The following is a 17,124-nucleotide window of genomic DNA, read 5'->3' on the forward strand; positions in this document are numbered from 1 at the left end:
ATATAAGATAGGAATGGACAACTTTCTTATCTCTTCACTTTTTCATATGAAGAAATAAGAGGCAAGGAGGAGATGAAAAAGTTGATTCATGTAGGCATGGTAAAGCCCCATCATGCACATTTTTTTGCCGCAAAAACATCTGAATCAAAAGATCATTACCATCTAATTAAGGGCTTCACTTTAACAGTAAATGGAAATAGCCTTGATCGTCATCAGCATTTTATTAGAGGTGTGACAATGACTGCTAACAAACATTATCACCGCTTCTATGGAGAAACTGGTCCTGCTATTCCATTAGAAAATGGTGGTCACTATCATTTGTTTGAAACCCGTACTTATTATAACTATGATGAGGCTGTTTTGTCACAGTTTGGGGGTGTGATGTATGGGGATGGTGAGCGTCCAAAGCATGATCACACGTTTTCTGGAAGAACACATGGTATAGTTGGAGAGGATCCGTTTCTTAATCATTCCTTGATATTCTGTAAATGAAGAAAAAAAGAGGGATTTATCATGGTAGATAAATCCCTGAAGTATTATTTGTAAATCCGAGAACCCAGTGCAGTAAATTCTTTTGCTTTCTCATTCATCCCTTTTTGACGTAATTCTTCAAAAATTCCTTGATTATTGACATTTTCCTTAATATCATGAGAAATTCTCATTGAGCAAAACTTTGGTCCACACATTGAACAAAAGTGGGCTGTTTTTGCCCCTTCAGCCGGCAATGTTTCATCATGATATTCCATTGCTCTTTCTGGATCTAGAGAGAGATTGAATTGGTCTTTCCACCTAAACTCAAATCGTGCCTTGGATAGGGCATCATCTCGGTATTGGGCATTTGGATGTCCCTTTGCTAAATCAGCAGCATGTGCAGCAATTTTATAAGCGATGACTCCTTCACGAACATCATCTTTATTTGGTAGCCCAAGATGTTCCTTTGGTGTCACATAGCATAACATGGCTGTGCCGAACCAACCGATCATGGCTGCTCCAATTGCAGAGGTTATATGGTCATAGCCAGGAGCGATATCGGTTGTCAAAGGTCCTAAAGTATAAAAGGGGGCTTCATGGCAGATATCCTGCTGTTTTTCAACATTTTCTTTAATTAGATGCATTGGAACGTGTCCTGGTCCTTCAATCATAACTTGAACATCATATTCCCAGGCTATTTTCGTTAGTTCTCCTAATGTTTCAAGTTCTGCAAACTGTGCTTCATCATTCGCATCAGCAATAGAGCCGGGGCGTAAACCGTCGCCTAATGAAACGGCAATATCGTATGCTGCTAAAATCTCACATATTTCATGAAAGTGAGTATATAAGAAATTTTCTTTATGATGAGCTAAACACCATTGGGCAAGAATGGAACCCCCTCGTGACACGATTCCGGTTGTCCGATTAACGGTTAACGGAATATACCTGAGAAGAACGCCCGCATGAATAGTGAAATAATCGACACCTTGTTCAGCTTGTTCAATAAGCGTGTCACGATATACTTCCCATGTTAAATCTTCAGCAATTCCATTCACCTTTTCTAATGCCTGATAAATTGGTACAGTCCCAACTGGAACAGGTGAATTACGAATGATCCATTCTCTTGTTGTGTGAATGTTTTTTCCAGTTGATAAATCCATGATCGTATCGGCACCCCAGCGGATTGCCCATGTCATTTTTTCAACTTCATTCTCGATAGAAGAGGTAACGGCAGAATTTCCAATATTTGCATTGATTTTCACATGAAAATTTTTACCTATAATCATTGGTTCACTTTCAGGATGATTAATATTTGCCGGAATTATTGCGCGCCCACAAGCAACTTCATCCCGAACAAATTCAGGATCCATTTTCTCACGAATCGCGATAAATTCCATTTCTGGTGTAATTATTCCTTGTCTTGCATAGTGTAGCTGAGTAACTCTTTTTCCTTTTTTAGCTACAAGTGGTGTAGTAGACTCTGACGGGAATATATCAGTCGAAGATGGAAATAGAGTTTTATAGCCATTATCTTCAGGTTTGCTTTTTCGACCTGCATAATGTTCAACATCTTGTCGGCTCTTAATCCAGTTATCTCTTATTTTGCGAAGGCCCTTAGAAATATTAATATCAGCATTTTGATCTGTATAAGGCCCGCTTGTATCATAAACACGTATAGGTTGATTTTCTTTTTCATCAAAAGTACTTTTCGTTTTATCCTGTGAGATTTCCCTCATTGGTACTTGAATGTCAGGTTTACTACCTTGTACATAAATTTTTTTGCTGCCAGAGAATGGTTGTTTAACATTAATCTTCATCTAATCTCCTCCTAGAATATTAGTTATGTGATCACAACGGAAGGAAATAAAAAACGGGCTCTGATATACAGAACCCGTTAGGTAGATGTAGGAAAAATAAAATAAAGGGGCGTGTGCGAAGACCCTTTTATAAACTATTCCTACTTCCCTACGCTGGTATCATCCAGATCAGGTTCGAAGGGTCAAAGAACTTCGAGCGCGTTCTTCTCTCAGTCCAAGCTAATGGACTCCCCTAGTAGATAATGGAAATTTAATTAAATTCCAAGAATAATCATATCACACTGAAGATGTAAGTCAACAGAATCTTTTTTACTATCTGAATATTCGTGAAAAACGAGGACCTCCACTCTTGAATGAGTAGAAGTCCTCGTTTTCTTAATAGGAACTAGTTAGATAGTAATAATAAAATAGGAAGAAATTGCTAGGGTGAAATTTCACCTTAAACTTTTATCGGAATTTTTTGTAATAGAATTATGTAGTTTATTCAATCTATTTTTCCATTCTTTAGAAAGAGTATCTAATGATAAAATGGCTTCAATCTGTCTAATATTTTCTTTATCATGAAAGAAGGTATGATGGATGGTGCTTATGGATAATCCTTTTGGATGTTTTTCAAGTAATTTAATAGAGGAATTAGAATAAATCGTACCTTCTTCTAACACTCGAAAAAAATATCCAGTGTAGCCGTGTTCAATAATTTTATTTAAAAGGGTAGGTATGTTTGTGTATTTATTAATTGTTGAGCATGGAAACCTACCTTGTGAAACCTGAACAATTGCCTCACCAATTTGATAAATATCTCCAATATTTACATCAGATTCGGTCATACCTTTTAGAGTTAAATTTTCACCGAAAGCAGCTTTAGGGAGAATGTGTTGATAGAGTTGTCCCCAAAATCCATAATGTTCATAAGCATATACACAAATTACACGTTCCGATCCTCCATGGAATTCATGATTTTCAACATCATCACCAATAATTCCATTCAACGTGACATTTAGCTCAGATACTTGATTTTTAGCTATACCTGATTTATATTCCTTTCCCTTATAGGTAAGAGTAGAGGGTGTTCCTTTACTTAACCAAACAATTTCATGATTCAAAGAATTCACTTCCCTTAAGACGAATTGGAGAAAAAGTTTCTGCCTTTTTATATAGATGATTCGATGAAAAATACATCAAGGTTTCCCATTGATGTATTTATACATTTTACTTATAATATTCTAATGATTTTCTTTCGGTTTACTTATAGCTTTGCTCTCAGCCATTTTTATATTCAGTAATTCATCTAAGTGTTGACTTGCTATTAATGTTCGATGTGAATTTAGGCCATCTTCTTTGGCAATTAAAAACATCTTGTTACGATATTCCTCTATTACGGTATCTAATGTTTTCACAATGAACACCTCACAGTATACATCTAGGTAAATTGATCCTAGTATTTTTATTATCTGATATTTTAAAAGAAAGTAAATAGAATACTGTGTTTTTTTTCCTATTTTCAAAAAAAAAAGTCGAAATATTATATAAAGTGAATCAATAGCAGGGAGGCTTTGTGGATTTTTTAATTGAAGAAAAGTGATAAATGTCCTGGTTAAAGGGGGGAAGCACATTAAAAAGCTACAGCATTTTAGGCTCTTTTGCTGTAGCTTTTATCAACTCTCTGAAATAAAAAGAAATCTACGGATGATAGAACAAGAAAAAATAGGGATTTCTCCATGAGAACTAGGTGGTAAAGGGAACTTTCCAAATTTCATCAATGTCCTCCACGTCCATATCTGAATTGTGCGTTTATCTGACCTTGCAGCATTTTTTTTCTTACATCTGCTTCACTTTCCCGCTTACGTTCCTTTAAACGCATTTCTTTTAAAATCTCTGTTGTTTGTACACCGTCCTCTCGTTTGTCAGCAATGTCCATCAATGTTTCAATATCGGAAAACGAATATTTTCGCGTACCACGATCATTTCGATACGGTGCAATTAGTTTTCTTTCTTCATAATAACGAATTTGCCTTAATGTTAATCCGGTTAGTTCGCTGACTGTACCTATTGAAATCACCTTTTTATCCTTATAAGAGCGGTCTGGATGATTCAATATCTCCACCCCTTAAACAATTCTTACTTAGAGTATATCCTGTTATGGCAAAGATGGCTTCTGTTATGTAAGAAATTCTAACATAAAAATATATTCCGTGTAAGTAGTTGTGAGGTTTTTTTACAGCTGAAATGTAACAGAAGCAAAGAGTGGGTACAATTAAGAAAATCTTCGAGAATTAATGATCTCATTAAAGGAAGGATTTTAGATGAGAACCTTCTTCAGGTCTATAAGACTTTGTATTTATTTGAATGTAAATATTCTCTGAAAGTTTTTGTAAAAAGGATTCCGGGAATAAGGAAGTAACTTCTTCAAAGTGATTTGTAAGTGTGTTGTAAATAGTTAATGAAGCTAAAAAACCTTTTTCGAATATAGCCATATATAATTGCTGGTTTTTTGGTTCAGCTAAATTGAGATAAAAAACTTTTGTGTAAGAAAGATCTTGTTTTATAGCAATTACCTTTATCTTCATTCGTTTCAACTCCATAGGTTATTGAAACTATTGTCGACAAATTTTTGAAAATTTAACCAAATTTATACAATCTTAATATCTCAATAAAAAATCTTAACATTGTCTTAATCGCCACATAACAATTTTGAGGTAAATTTAATAGTGTAAAAAAATAAATGGAGATGAGTGCTATGAGCAAAATGTTACAAACTGCACTTGAAGAGCAAAGAAATTACTACTCACAAAAGCTACTGGCAATTGGTGTTTACAATAGCCAGGTAATGAATAAAATGACACTAACAGAATTGAAAAATGAATATAACTATTTTTATCACAACATACCAAAGGTAAAGAAAAAGAGCTCTTCAACAGGATGAAAAAGAAAAAGACTCCATCCATATTTTGGAGTCCTTTCTTAACTGATGACCTTTCTAAAGAAATCAGTTAAATTCTTAGTGTGATCAAAATTGTTTTTTCGACTTTCTTTCACAAGGCCTTCTAAAGTTCGTAAGCTGGTTTCTATATATTCGAGGAGAATGTGAGAACTAAAATATAGTCCAGCTTGTTTATGTAGAATTACTTCTTGAAATTCCTTTTCCATAATGGATCCTTTGTTACCATTATGGAAAACATGTAAGCCAATGGCTGGAAATGAATCTTTTTCAATAATCCATTTGCAAATTTGCAAAGGCTTTAAGACAGCAAGATACATTTTAGCAGTACTATTGTTAACTTGTTTAAGACGTTTATAATTTTTTTTAGCCATGCTGAGATAATGGTGAAGAACTGAATACGGTGAGAAAGTATGTTGGGCAAATTGCTTTAATTCTTCGGTAAACATAACATCATTTCGGTAAGTGATAGGGGAAGATAACCATTCAAGAAGAGTAGGATTTGACTTATTCAGTAAACGTAAAGCCTTCTTAATATCCCACCCAACAACTTCATAGGTTTCTAAGCTATTTCTTTCTAAAACATCACGTTCTTCATATAATTGCAAATACCAATCTTGTTCATGCTTATAAATAAATCTTATATCAAAGTCACTATCTTTTTCATGTAAGGTCCAAGCACGGCTTCCGGATTCACAAGCAAATAAAATTTGTATTTGCTCTTGTTTTTCTAAGTCATTTAAAATATTTTTGATTACATTGTTCATAAAGATACCCCATTTATGTGTGCTATTATTATAATTATATACTTTTCTTATGAAAAACCTTCAAATTTACGTTAAATAATAGTAAAATATATAGGGAGTGCTATTTTATCCTATTATAGTTAATAAAGGATAGTATAGATGTGGCTTTATCAGTAGAACTCTGTGACAAGTAAAGTTTTTTCTAACACTTTTATCTTTGCTAATTTTTAACAAGAGGGCGATGGGATGAGATCATTTACTGAAGAAGAATTACAGAATGCATTGGATTTGTTTCGAGTTTTTGCAAGGGCTTTCAAAAGCGTATCCGAGCATTCTATCCGTGATAGTAAGGAGCATGGATTCAATCCAACAGAATTTGCAGTATTGGAATTGTTGTTCACGAAAGGTCCGCAAAAGCTTCAGCAAATTGGTTCAAGGCTTCTGCTAGTTAGTGGAAATGTTACGTATGTGATTGATAAGCTTGAAAAAAATGGCTATATCTATCGAGAACAGGATCCAAAGGATAAACGTTCAATTTATGCAAAGTTAACAGAGAAAGGTCAAACATATTTAGATGAAATCTATCCAATTCATGCAATTCGAATGGCACGTGCATTCTCTGGCTTAAATGCTGAAGAGCAGGTAGAGTTGAAAGCGCTCTTAAAGAAGGCGGGAGTACATAGCCAGCATTTACTATTCAGATAGATTGCTAAGTATCTAGATTGGAAACGTTTACCCGTAAAAAGGGTGGCCATTTTGGTCACTCTTTTTTAAGTTCGAAGTGATTGTCTCACTGAAATATTAAAGAAGTTTAAAATTGATGGAGAAACGGAAAAGAATGTCTTTCATAGAGCAGATGAAAGACAAAATGAAGATGAAAATGAGCAAGAATGTCTTTCATAGAGGGAATAAAGGACACCATTAAGGTTAAAACGATTTAAGTGTCCTTCATAGGAAATAACTGAATTTAATTCTCTATTTTGCATTATTTATTTGTTCAATTAATGTCCGTAGTGTTTTATCCTGAGGTGATTCAAAATAGTTATGAAAAGGGCATCCAATTGTTTTTGATCGGTTGAGAACTTTGTCCATGGTGAATTGTTCGACTGATAACTCTTCATTGATTTCATCCCAAAAAAGTGGTGAAGCAATGAATGCTCCTTCTTTTTTTCCACGGAGAGAATAGGGAGCGATAATAGTTTTGCCCTCTGCATGTTGAATATAGTCAATATAAAGTCGACTGCCACGATTTTTCTTCATTCGCTCAATTGTAAAATCTTCAGGAAAACTTGTCACTAGATAATTAGCAATAAACTCAGTGAAAACACGAGTTTCTTCATATGTTAGTGAATTTTTAGAAATGGGAATATGAATTTGTAATCCCTTGTTGCCCGATAATTTCGGAAATGTTTTTAATTGAAATTGATCAAATATTTTCTTCATTTCAAATGCTGCTTTTATCGCTAACGAAAAAGAATCTCTGGAAGGTGGATCAAGGTCAAATACGATTTCAGTTGGATGTGGTGTATCAATTGTCTGAAAAGGGATATGGTACTCAAATGCAAGCTGATTTCCAAGCCACATCAAGGTGGAAAGATCTTGACAAATAATATAATCGATATTTTCATGTTGCTTAGTTTTGATAAAAGAAGGTGCGTAATCAGGACTGTTTTTTTGATAAAATGCTTCACCATACATACCATGTGGAAATCGAATAACAGTTAACAAGCGATTTTTTAAAAATGGAAGCATAAAAGGTGATATTTGAAAAAGATAACTTAAAAATTTCTCTTTTTTCACATCAACTTTTTCCCATAAGGGTTTATCAGGATGTGTGATTGATATTTCTTCATGAATAGGAGCAGTTTTAATTAATAACATATCCCAAGTGCAATCGTCGATATCAACATCAAATCGAAACGTCGAAAACGATGGTTCACGTAATTGGTTTTTATAAAGAGATAAAAATTGAATTTCTACAACAATAGCCGGTCCTATTTCAATAAAAGATGCTGTTTCGTTTTTTTTATTTTCCCGCACAATTGTAAGAAGTGCTTCACGTTCGCTTGCGGAAATACCATGTGAAAACACTCCTGCTTGGACAATATGACTATTCTGAAAAACACCGACATGAAAATAGCCATTTTCTTTGTCGTAGCCGGTAATAAAAAAGTTAGCATATTTGTAGTTTTTAATTTTTAACCATTTTTGTGTACGCAGTCCTTCTTCCCATTTACTTTTTAAATGTTTGGCGAGTATACCTTCTCCATCTTCAAGCCGCATTTCTTCCCATAACTTAGAATAGTTCGTTGTATAAGGAACATACTGTAGATGATTGGGGGAGAGAGGGCTCACCTCATTGTCTAACTTTAGTGTTTTAAATAACTTTTGAAGCATTAATTTCCGCTCTTTAAGTGAATCAGTGGAAAGACTTTTTCCATTTAATTTGACAAGGTCAAAAGCAAGAAAACAACAAGGATGCTTTTTAAATTCAATTTCAATTTTATCTAAATTTTTTAATCTGCCTCTTATTTGAAGTTGCTCAAAATCAGAGAAATGTGTTGATGTCAGGTAGACAATTTCACCATCTAAAATTAAGGGAAGATGTGGTCTTAACTCATCTCGGATTCTCTCTACTTGGTAAATGATTTCAGGGAATTGTTTATTTAATGATTTTTCATTCCGGCTCATTATATCAATTGAAGAATCCGTCACAACTAAGAGAGATCGAAATCCATCATATTTTGTTTCGTAAACCCAGTCTGACCCTGTAGGTATTTCGGTATGTAAAGTCGGAAGCATTGGTTTCAAAAAGCATCATCCTTCAATAGTGATATGTATTATTATGATCAAATTCACAGAAATTCATGAAAGGGATGTTAAGTGATGAATAAAGCTGTTTTTCTAGATCGAGACGGTGTCATAAATGAGGTATTAAGTAGTAGGGTGAAATTTGTTAACAAACCGGAACAAATGTATTTATTAGATAGAGTTGGAGAAGGGATTAAGCTGCTAAATGATGCAGGCTATCTCGTATTTGTTGTAACAAATCAAGGTGGAGTTGGTTTAGGTTATATGAAGGAAAATAATCTAAAAAAGGTGCATGAAAAAATGAAAAAAGAGATAGCAAAGAGTGGAGGAAAGATAGATGACATTATCTATTGTCCACATAAACCTAATGCAGGGTGTGCTTGTCGAAAGCCAGAACCAGAAATGCTTCTTACGTTGGCGCAAAAACACCAAGTTTCTTTACATGAAAGCTTTATGGTGGGTGATCGGGATGTTGATATTCTAGCGGGGAAACAGGCAGGAACGAAAACCATTCTAATTGGTAATGAAGAAGGTTTAGCTGATATCCGATTTCCGACCTTATACGATGCAGCAAGCTGGATTACGACTGAGCAATGAGTACAATATATAATTAAACACGTCTATAATGTAGTAGTTCATTGAATTAGAAGGATTAATATAAACATAACTAACTCAGAAATAATATAAAAACGAGAAACTTTCTGTAAGATAGTTTCCCGTCTTGTTGAACCACAATAATTAAGCTTTTTTACGGACTGTTTTTGTTTTCTTTCCGGTCGTTCCGACAGTGCTAGTTGGTGTTGGTGATGAACTGTCATCTCCAACAGCTTTCACTGGCTTCGCCTTTGGTTTTGCTTTTGTTTGTGGTTTTTTTGTTTTTTCAATACTTGCTTGAAGAGCGCTCATTAAATCTACAACATTTTGACGCGGTGCTGCTTCAGTTGGTGTTTTACCTTCATCTTGATTCACTTTTCTCTCGATAAGTTCTTGTAAAGCCAATCGATAATCATCTTTATATTTTTCAGGCTCAAAGGTTGTGGTTAACTGATCAATAAGCATAATAGCTGTATCAAGTTCTTTTTCTCCGACCTCTACATTTTCAGGAACACTCGGGACTTCTTTAACGTTTCTTACTTCGTCCGGATAATGAACTGTCTCCATTACAATGCAATTTTGATAAACTCGTACCATTGCAAGCTGCTGCTTTGAACGGATCGTAATTTCAGCAATGCCTATTTTTCCTGATTTTGTTAGTGCCTCTCTGAGCAGTCCATATGCTTTTCCACCATTTTCTCCAGGACCAATAAAATAAGAACGGCTGAAATAGATAGGATCAATATCCTCCATTTTAACAAAATCAATAATTTCAACAGTTTTATCTTCGTGCTCATCTTTTATTTCCTTTAGTTCCTCTTCTGTTAGGACAACATATTTTCCTTTTACATACTCATAGCCCTTCACAATTTCATCTGCTTTAACTTCTTCATCACAATTCGGACATTTTTTTTCATATTGAATAGGGCTATGACATTTCTTATGAAGAGTTCTAAGTTTAATATCCTTGTCCTCTGTTGCTGCATAAAGTTTAATGGGTATGTTCACTAAACCGAAACTAATGGAGCCTTTCCACATTGTATGCATAAAAATCCCCTGTCTTATGTTGTAAGTTTCCTGTTTTTAATTTCTGCTTCAGGCAAGAATTTCATGAGTAGAAATAGCTGCCAATTAACTTAAAATATAGATAATTGCTGGAGAAGAATAATGATTATTCCTAGAACCCATACATAAACAGCAAAGATTTTTAGAGATCTGTACTTGATAAACGTAATCATGAATCTGACTGCAATATAGCCGAAAAAAGCAGAAGATAATGTGGCGATAAACATTGATGAAAGGCTAATTTGCGGGACAGCTCCTGATATCAGATCCTTTAGTTGATAAATAACACCACCACAAATAGCTGGAATAGATAAGAGAAACGAGAAATACGCAGCAGCTTCTTTATCCATTTTCCTTAAGAGAGCACCTACAATCGTCATCCCCGATCGGGAGATGGCAGGAAAAATAGCTAGTGCTTGAAAGCTTCCAATAAAAAAGGAATCAAATAAAGAAATGTTTTCAACCTTTTTTGCTCCATTTTTAATTGAATCAGCAAACCACAAAAAGAGCCCTGTAATTAAAAATTCCCAACCGATTGAGATTCCTGATTTTGACAGGCTATCAAAATAATCACTAAATAATATACCAGTTATAACAGCCGGAATAGTTCCAACAACTAAAAGTGCTGTTATCCGACTAAAGGGGTTTTTTATTAATTTAATAAGTATTTCCCTATAAAAAACAACAAGTGCGATAAGAGTTCCTAGGTGAAGCATTGTATCTAGAAATAAGCCAGCTTCTTCTAACCCGAAAAAATTTCGGCCTAAATAAAGATGTCCTGTGCTACTTATTGGGATAAATTCTGTTAGTCCTTGAATTATTCCCAGTATGACTGCCTGTATCCAATCCATATTCATCCCCCTCAAAAACAAAGCTTGTCTGTATTCATGAATATGTCAAATAGATGCTTTTATAGAACAATTTATTAAAGGAATATAATAAATTTTAGAAAAAACATTTGACAACAAAACAGCAAAGCACTTATGATAATAGTAACTTAATATTCTTCTTTCAAAGGGGAGTAGCGTTCAGGGGAACCTGAAAACAAAGTCGTCATTTCATGGATCTTTTTCCATCGGCTTTGTTGGCATGATCGGTACGGTTTAACATGCTTAGCAAGACCTTTGCCTTTAGCGGCAAGGGTCTTTTTTTGTTGTCCTATTGCTAATAAAGGGTCTAAGAAGATTAATACTTTAAGCATTAGGAGGAGAAAAGCATGGATGTAACTTTACTGTTAGAGTATGGTTGGGTGCTATTAGTATTGGTTGCCTTAGAAGGAATTTTAGCAGCTGATAATGCGTTGGTTATGGCCGTTATGGTTAAGCATTTACCGGAGGATCAAAGAAGGAAAGCTTTATTTTACGGATTGGCGGGTGCATTTGTCTTACGATTTGGTGCACTATTCCTCATCTCATTTCTTGTTAATGTGTGGCAAGTCCAGGCAATAGGAGCCATCTATCTTCTTTACATTTCAATCAATCATATTGTCAAGAAATTTGTTATTAAGAAAAGTGAGGAGCACAAGGTTGCAAAAAAAGAATCAGGATTTTGGGGTACAGTCTTAAAGGTAGAACTTGCAGACTTAGCTTTTGCGGTAGACTCAATCTTGGCTGCAGTAGCACTTGCCGTAACACTACCCGCCACAAATTTACCTGAAATTGGTGGTCTTGATGGAGGTCAATTCCTCGTTATATTAGCTGGTGGTATTATCGGAATTGTGATAATGAGATTTGCTGCAACGTATTTTGTTAAACTTTTAAAGAAAAAACCGAATCTAGAAACTGCTGCATTTTTAATTGTTGGTTGGGTAGGTGTGAAGTTAGCTTTATATACACTTGCACATCCTCAAATTGATGTGGTATCGAAACACTTTATTGAATCTGCCACGTGGAAAATAATTTTCTGGATCGTACTTGCAACAATTGCAATTGGTGGGTGGTTCCTATCCAAAGAAGTAAAAGAAGAAGACAATGAAGAAAAAACTTTAGATAAAGCCAAAGCAAGTAATGATTATTAATATAGAAGTTGTCTGACGAAGGAATCCTATTCGGGATTCCTTTTTAAATTGTAATAGAGCAGAAATATACACCTGAATATGTCAAATGTGTAACATTTTCTAGGTCTAAACTCATGTTCTGAGATTTTTTTTGCAAAATATTTTTTTAACACCCTTAAGATAAATTATCATGACGTAACTATTTAGGGACTCAAAGAAAAGGTGAGGGAGGTAATGTGACAAAACGCAATTTTATTAATATTTTTTCAGTTCTTTTCGTGTTGAGTTATCGTGTTGTATAATTTAATACGTTGTTCCAACCAGTAAAGTCTATTCTTTTTGAAGGTTTGGTATAGGTTTAAATCAATAGGTCAAAAGTTGTTTGTTTTGTAATAATTGACTTTGTTTTGTAGAAAATCAGAAAGATAATTTCATATATCTTCCTTTGCGATCCCCTATTAAATTAGCTATTATTAACAAAGTAATATAGGGGAAACAGAGGTGAACATCCCAATGCTTAGCCTTTTGTTTAAATTAGGTAAAAAGAAGCGAACATTAGAAGAAACAGTTCTCCAAATACAAAAGGGAGATATACACTTACAAAATGAACTAATTGAACAATATAAACCATTTGTTGCTAAAACAGTCTCATCTGTTTGTAAACGATATATTAGTGAAAACGATGATGAATTTAGTATAGGTCTTATTGCGTTTAATGATGCTATTGAGAAATATTCGACTGATAAAGGGAGTTCATTATTAGCTTTTGCAGAGCTTGTGATTAAAAGGAAAGTAATTGACTATATCCGAAAGGAAGCTCGTCATCCATATACGGTCCATCTTGAGCTGCAAGAGCATGAAGAGGGTGAATATTCCCAGAGTAAAATTGAATCGGACTTATCAGTTGAGGAATATACAAAAGCACTTGAACAGGAACATCGTAAAGAAGAAATTATTTATTTTCAGCACTGCTTAAATGACTTTCAATTAACTTTTGCTGAAATCGTTGAACAATCACCCAAGCATTTTGATGCCAGACAAAATGCGATGTTAGTCGCGACTGAATTGGTAAATGATGAAAAACTAAGAAATATCCTTTTTACCAAAAGACAGCTGCCGGTTAAACAACTTGAAGCTAAAGTTTCAGTAAGTCGTAAAACAATCGAGAGAAATAGAAAATACATCATAGCTATGGCTATCATTCTTTCAGGAAATTTCGTCTATTTAAAAGAATATATAAAAGGGGTGCTGGATTCATGAAAAGAGGGGTCGTCGTAGAGCTCGATGATGACTTTGTTACATTGCTTACCCCAGATGGGAAATTTTTAAGAACGTTAAATAAAGAGGGAAATTATGAATTAGGTGAAGAAATTTCTTTTTTTCCTTTAGCGGATAAACGTGAAGAAGCTGCAACAAGAACAAAAAGGGCAGGCAATAGAATCTTATTTAATCATTTACGTACTCGTACAGCTAGGATTGGGGCTTTATCAGCAGTTGCCATCATATTTTTTATGATTAGTTTTCTACCTTTTTTAAATAATGATAAAGTCTACGCATACATGTCAATTGATATAAATCCCAGCTTTGAAGTTAGTCTAGATAATCATTTAAAGGTTATTTCATTAGTACCGCTTAATGACGAGGCAAATAATATTATGGATAGCCTTGCTAATTGGCAGGAAAAACCTCTTAATGAAATTGTGCAAGTTATTATAAATGAATGTAAGTCAGATGGATACGTTTATCCCGGAAAAGAAATTGTTATCACTACGGTAATGAATGAGACTGATAAGAAAATTGAACAACAATTGGAAGAAAATCTGACAAAAATTAGTTCAACGGTAGAAGAAGAAGAAATGATCGTAAAAACAATGGAATCAGATAAAGAAACTAGAGAAAAAGCACAAAAACAAGGGGTTTCGACCGGTAAATATTTAGAGCTTGTTGAGCAGCAAGTAGAATCTAAAGAAAAAGATGATTCAACACAGAGTGATGCTACACCTGTACCAATTGTTCCAGAAAAGAAAGAAACAAACACAAACACATCAAGTCAAGTAAAGGAACAGACGAACACTAAACCTGTTAATAACAACTCTGTGCAAAGGGAATTGAAATCAGAAACAAAAGAAAAGCTGGATAAAGCAAAGCAAAAGATTAAAGAGAATGCTCAAAAAAATCAACATAAAAGAAATGAGAATATACAAAATAACAACAAGCAAACTGTAAGGGTCAAGCAGGAGGAACGTAAGGAAAATCGCAACGAAAGAAATAGGGAATGGAATAGTAAAAAAGACCGTGATAATGAGAACGATCAGGATCATTGGAATGAAGATCGGGATAATGATAAAAATGGTCGTAAGGAATACAATCGAGGAAAAAATAATAACGGTGGGCATAACAAAGAAGATAGAAAACAAGCAAAAAATGATCGTGAAGACGATTAAAGGCATTTGTGCTATCAAAAGTTTTTTTTATAAAAAAAGGCTGATCAAACGTGATCAGCCTTTTTGCCATATATTATTCAATTTATTTTCCGTTTAACTGTGACTGCGCCTGTGCTACAAGACGTTTTGTAATTTCTCCGCCTACTGATCCATTTGCACGAGAAACAGTGTCTGATCCTAAATGCACGCCAAATTCTTGTGCAATTTCATATTTAATTTGATCCAGAGCCTGTTCAATCCCTGGGACAAGTAATTTATTACTACTTCTAGCCATTTGTATGCACCTCTTTTTTTGTATTTTCTTAAGGCTATAAGAATATCTACTATAGCCTTACTCATAAGGTTTCTTTGAGGATGAATTTCTATACTGGAAATGTTTAGAGATGCATTTGTCTATATTTAGATTTCATTTAAATAAATCTGTGCCCTTGTCTGGATATGTGAAGCTATTACCGATAATACTGTAGTCACAATAATCCTGCGAATCGAATTACATTGCTCTTCCGTTAGGTTTGAGGAAATCTTTCGCGGAAGCTTTATTTGACGATTTATACGTTCTTCCAGTTCTATATCTCTTTCTGAAAAAGAGTCTAGGCTCTCCAGAACTGATCCATATAATTCATAAAAAGAGATAGGGCTTATTAAATCATCACTACGATCTGAAAGAGTGTTAAATAGTTCTGTTAGAATATTACGGATTCGTTCAAAATCAAAAATTACTTTTAGATCTTTGACAATTAATAGCATAGCTGCTTGATCAATTGAATATTTTTTACCAAGCTCCGGTTGGCCAATTAATTCTTTTACATCACGTTTAATCCAATTTTGAATAGAGGTAGACTTTAGAGAAGTTAATTCACACAGATTAGCTAAAGATACAATTTCATTTGTAGATAAACCATATTTTAATTGGCTTTTCTTTTTACTGGCCTTAAGTATGAAACTCGGAATGTTCTGTTCAACAGAAATGGAATTTTTTAAAGCTTCTTCGACTATATGTAATGGAGTTTGCGTTGACTCTCCTTTTAAAGCATATAATAGCTTTGTCATTTGCACGCGTGTTAATTGGAATGACATTTTGACACCTCAATTTTTAGAATCTAAAGCTTGTATTGAACTTTAGGTAATTGATTATTTAACAATATATGATGAATCTATTTATAATAAGTAATTTGGCTTGCTTTTTATTAAAAATATTTCTATAATTTTTATTATAATATAAGTTCATCTGAACTTGAAATATGGAGGGCTATATGGTGAAAAGAATTTTTCTTTTTCTTTTATCGAATATTTTAGTTATCACTACGATCGGTATTGTTCTATCTCTATTGAATATTTCGCCCTATCAAACAGTTGGTGGCGGCCTGGATTTAGTTAATCTCCTTATCTTTAGCGCTGTTGTTGGTTTTACAGGTTCATTTGTGTCATTGGCGATGTCACGCTGGATGGCCAAAATGATGATGGGTGTTAAGGTGTTAAATCCTGATAGCTCGCTCTCCCCGGCAGAAAGAGAGTTAGTGGAGAGAGTTCATCGACTTTCAAGAGCAGCTGGCCTTACAAAAATGCCTCAAGTTGGAATTTATCAATCTCCAGAGGTTAATGCATTCGCAACAGGTCCGTCAAAGCGTCGCTCATTGGTAGCTGTATCGACAGGACTTTTACATGAAATGGACAATGATGCGATTGAAGGTGTTTTAGCACATGAGGTAGCTCATATTGCAAACGGTGATATGGTAACGATGACCCTATTACAAGGAATTGTTAATACATTTGTTGTATTTTTAGCTCGAATTGCTGCATGGCTAGTTTCAAGATTTGTTAGAGAGGATTTAGCACCAATTGTTCACTTTGTAGCTGTCATCATCTTCCAATTGGTTTTTTCAATTCTTGGCAGTTTAGTGGTTTTTGCATTCTCAAGATATCGTGAATTCCATGCTGATAGAGGTGGAGCAGATTTAGCCGGAAAGGATAAAATGATTCATGCTCTCCGTTCACTAAAGCTTTATTCACAACGTGTAAGGGACGATCAAGCCTCTTTATCTACATTAAAGATTAACAGTAAAAAAGGTTTGTCTTTATTTTCTACACATCCTGATTTAGATGATCGAATAAACAGATTAGAAGCGAAATAAAAAGGATGGCATATTGTCATCCTTTTTAATACTTTGATACATACAAAACATATGTTATTATACAATTCACGAGCGATTTAGTCTTTTCTTTTCATTAAATAATCGTTATG

Annotated in this window: 19 protein-coding genes and 2 riboswitches; of the genes, 8 read left to right on the forward strand and 11 right to left on the reverse strand. The window is 34.3% G+C overall.

Annotated elements, in window-relative coordinates:
- Positions 1 to 72: 72 nt before the first annotated feature.
- Complete coding sequence (locus tag HWV59_RS09885; RefSeq protein ID WP_102231874.1) at positions 73 to 492, forward strand: YmaF family protein; 420 nt, start codon at positions 73 to 75, stop codon at positions 490 to 492.
- Positions 493 to 536: 44 nt separating this feature from the next.
- Here the strand turns inward: HWV59_RS09885 and thiC are convergent, their stop codons facing one another.
- From thiC to HWV59_RS09910, 5 genes are all read right to left on the reverse strand, one after another.
- Positions 537 to 2,288: a phosphomethylpyrimidine synthase ThiC gene (gene thiC / locus HWV59_RS09890; protein ID WP_102231873.1), complete on the reverse strand. Its 1,752-nt coding sequence runs from the start codon at positions 2,286 to 2,288 to the stop codon at positions 537 to 539.
- 128 nt (positions 2,289 to 2,416) lie between these two features.
- A riboswitch (TPP riboswitch) is annotated at positions 2,417 to 2,532 on the reverse strand.
- 190 nt (positions 2,533 to 2,722) lie between these two features.
- Complete coding sequence (locus HWV59_RS09895; RefSeq protein WP_235991703.1) at positions 2,723 to 3,400, reverse strand: MOSC domain-containing protein; 678 nt, start codon at positions 3,398 to 3,400, stop codon at positions 2,723 to 2,725.
- Positions 3,401 to 3,511: 111 nt separating this feature from the next.
- Positions 3,512 to 3,685 carry an aspartyl-phosphate phosphatase Spo0E family protein gene (locus HWV59_RS09900; RefSeq protein ID WP_175638762.1) on the reverse strand — a complete coding sequence of 58 codons (174 nt, stop codon included), beginning with the start codon at positions 3,683 to 3,685 and terminating at the stop codon, positions 3,512 to 3,514.
- 359 nt (positions 3,686 to 4,044) lie between these two features.
- Positions 4,045 to 4,383, reverse strand: a complete 339-nt coding sequence (locus HWV59_RS09905) for a MerR family transcriptional regulator (protein ID WP_102231870.1) — start codon at positions 4,381 to 4,383, stop codon at positions 4,045 to 4,047.
- Positions 4,384 to 4,573: 190 nt separating this feature from the next.
- Positions 4,574 to 4,855, reverse strand: a complete 282-nt coding sequence (locus HWV59_RS09910) for a hypothetical protein (RefSeq protein WP_102231869.1) — start codon at positions 4,853 to 4,855, stop codon at positions 4,574 to 4,576.
- 170 nt (positions 4,856 to 5,025) lie between these two features.
- Here HWV59_RS09910 and fbpA point away from each other — a divergent pair, with 170 nt between their 5' ends.
- Positions 5,026 to 5,211, forward strand: coding sequence for a Fur-regulated basic protein FbpA (gene fbpA / locus HWV59_RS09915; protein WP_102231868.1), 186 nt, complete (start codon positions 5,026 to 5,028; stop codon positions 5,209 to 5,211).
- 38 nt (positions 5,212 to 5,249) lie between these two features.
- Here fbpA and HWV59_RS09920 read toward each other — a convergent pair whose 3' ends face one another.
- Positions 5,250 to 5,993, reverse strand: a complete 744-nt coding sequence (locus HWV59_RS09920; RefSeq protein ID WP_175638763.1) for a nucleotidyltransferase domain-containing protein — start codon at positions 5,991 to 5,993, stop codon at positions 5,250 to 5,252.
- A gap of 225 nt (positions 5,994 to 6,218) precedes the next feature.
- Between HWV59_RS09920 and HWV59_RS09925 the strand changes: the two genes are divergently transcribed.
- On the forward strand, positions 6,219 to 6,677 hold the full coding sequence (locus HWV59_RS09925; RefSeq protein ID WP_102231866.1) for a MarR family winged helix-turn-helix transcriptional regulator: 459 nt from the start codon (positions 6,219 to 6,221) through the stop codon (positions 6,675 to 6,677).
- Positions 6,678 to 6,947: 270 nt separating this feature from the next.
- On the opposite strand, the gene HWV59_RS09930 is transcribed toward HWV59_RS09925, so the two are convergent.
- Positions 6,948 to 8,774 (reverse strand): DNA ligase D, encoded by a 1,827-nt coding sequence (locus tag HWV59_RS09930; RefSeq protein ID WP_235991818.1) that lies wholly within the window; start codon positions 8,772 to 8,774, stop codon positions 6,948 to 6,950.
- Between the two features lie 84 nt (positions 8,775 to 8,858).
- Between HWV59_RS09930 and HWV59_RS09935 the strand changes: the two genes are divergently transcribed.
- On the forward strand, positions 8,859 to 9,380 hold the full coding sequence (locus tag HWV59_RS09935) for a D-glycero-alpha-D-manno-heptose-1,7-bisphosphate 7-phosphatase (RefSeq protein ID WP_102231864.1): 522 nt from the start codon (positions 8,859 to 8,861) through the stop codon (positions 9,378 to 9,380).
- A gap of 141 nt (positions 9,381 to 9,521) precedes the next feature.
- Here HWV59_RS09935 and ku read toward each other — a convergent pair whose 3' ends face one another.
- Together ku and HWV59_RS09945 are read right to left on the reverse strand one after the other, a co-directional pair.
- On the reverse strand, positions 9,522 to 10,424 hold the full coding sequence (gene ku, locus HWV59_RS09940) for a non-homologous end joining protein Ku (protein ID WP_102231863.1): 903 nt from the start codon (positions 10,422 to 10,424) through the stop codon (positions 9,522 to 9,524).
- Between the two features lie 89 nt (positions 10,425 to 10,513).
- On the reverse strand, positions 10,514 to 11,293 hold the full coding sequence (locus HWV59_RS09945; protein WP_102231862.1) for an undecaprenyl-diphosphate phosphatase: 780 nt from the start codon (positions 11,291 to 11,293) through the stop codon (positions 10,514 to 10,516).
- A gap of 153 nt (positions 11,294 to 11,446) precedes the next feature.
- Positions 11,447 to 11,608, forward strand: a riboswitch (yybP-ykoY riboswitch).
- A 50-nt stretch (positions 11,609 to 11,658) separates the two neighbouring features.
- Between HWV59_RS09945 and HWV59_RS09950 the strand changes: the two genes are divergently transcribed.
- The 3 genes from HWV59_RS09950 to HWV59_RS09960 all read left to right on the forward strand — a co-directional run bounded on the left by HWV59_RS09950 (position 11,659) and on the right by HWV59_RS09960 (position 14,882).
- Positions 11,659 to 12,459 (forward strand): TerC family protein, encoded by an 801-nt coding sequence (locus HWV59_RS09950; RefSeq protein ID WP_175638765.1) that lies wholly within the window; start codon positions 11,659 to 11,661, stop codon positions 12,457 to 12,459.
- Between the two features lie 492 nt (positions 12,460 to 12,951).
- Positions 12,952 to 13,698, forward strand: coding sequence for an RNA polymerase sigma factor SigI (gene sigI / locus HWV59_RS09955; RefSeq protein WP_102231939.1), 747 nt, complete (start codon positions 12,952 to 12,954; stop codon positions 13,696 to 13,698).
- Complete coding sequence (locus tag HWV59_RS09960) at positions 13,695 to 14,882, forward strand: anti-sigma-I factor RsgI family protein (protein ID WP_175638766.1); 1,188 nt, start codon at positions 13,695 to 13,697, stop codon at positions 14,880 to 14,882. The genes sigI and HWV59_RS09960 overlap by 4 nt, the downstream gene beginning before the upstream one ends.
- A gap of 82 nt (positions 14,883 to 14,964) precedes the next feature.
- Here HWV59_RS09960 and HWV59_RS09965 read toward each other — a convergent pair whose 3' ends face one another.
- Both HWV59_RS09965 and HWV59_RS09970 read right to left on the reverse strand, forming a co-directional pair.
- Positions 14,965 to 15,156 carry an alpha/beta-type small acid-soluble spore protein gene (locus HWV59_RS09965; protein ID WP_102231859.1) on the reverse strand — a complete coding sequence of 64 codons (192 nt, stop codon included), beginning with the start codon at positions 15,154 to 15,156 and terminating at the stop codon, positions 14,965 to 14,967.
- Positions 15,157 to 15,281: 125 nt separating this feature from the next.
- A complete protein-coding gene (locus tag HWV59_RS09970; RefSeq protein ID WP_102231858.1) occupies positions 15,282 to 15,959 on the reverse strand; it encodes a DUF1836 domain-containing protein in 678 nt (225 codons plus the stop codon).
- A 176-nt stretch (positions 15,960 to 16,135) separates the two neighbouring features.
- Here HWV59_RS09970 and htpX point away from each other — a divergent pair, with 176 nt between their 5' ends.
- Positions 16,136 to 17,014, forward strand: coding sequence for a protease HtpX (gene htpX, locus HWV59_RS09975; RefSeq protein ID WP_175638767.1), 879 nt, complete (start codon positions 16,136 to 16,138; stop codon positions 17,012 to 17,014).
- Positions 17,015 to 17,124: the final 110 nt, after the last annotated feature.

The organism is Metabacillus schmidteae (assembly GCF_903166545.1).
GTDB lineage: Bacteria > Bacillota > Bacilli > Bacillales > Bacillaceae > Metabacillus > Metabacillus schmidteae.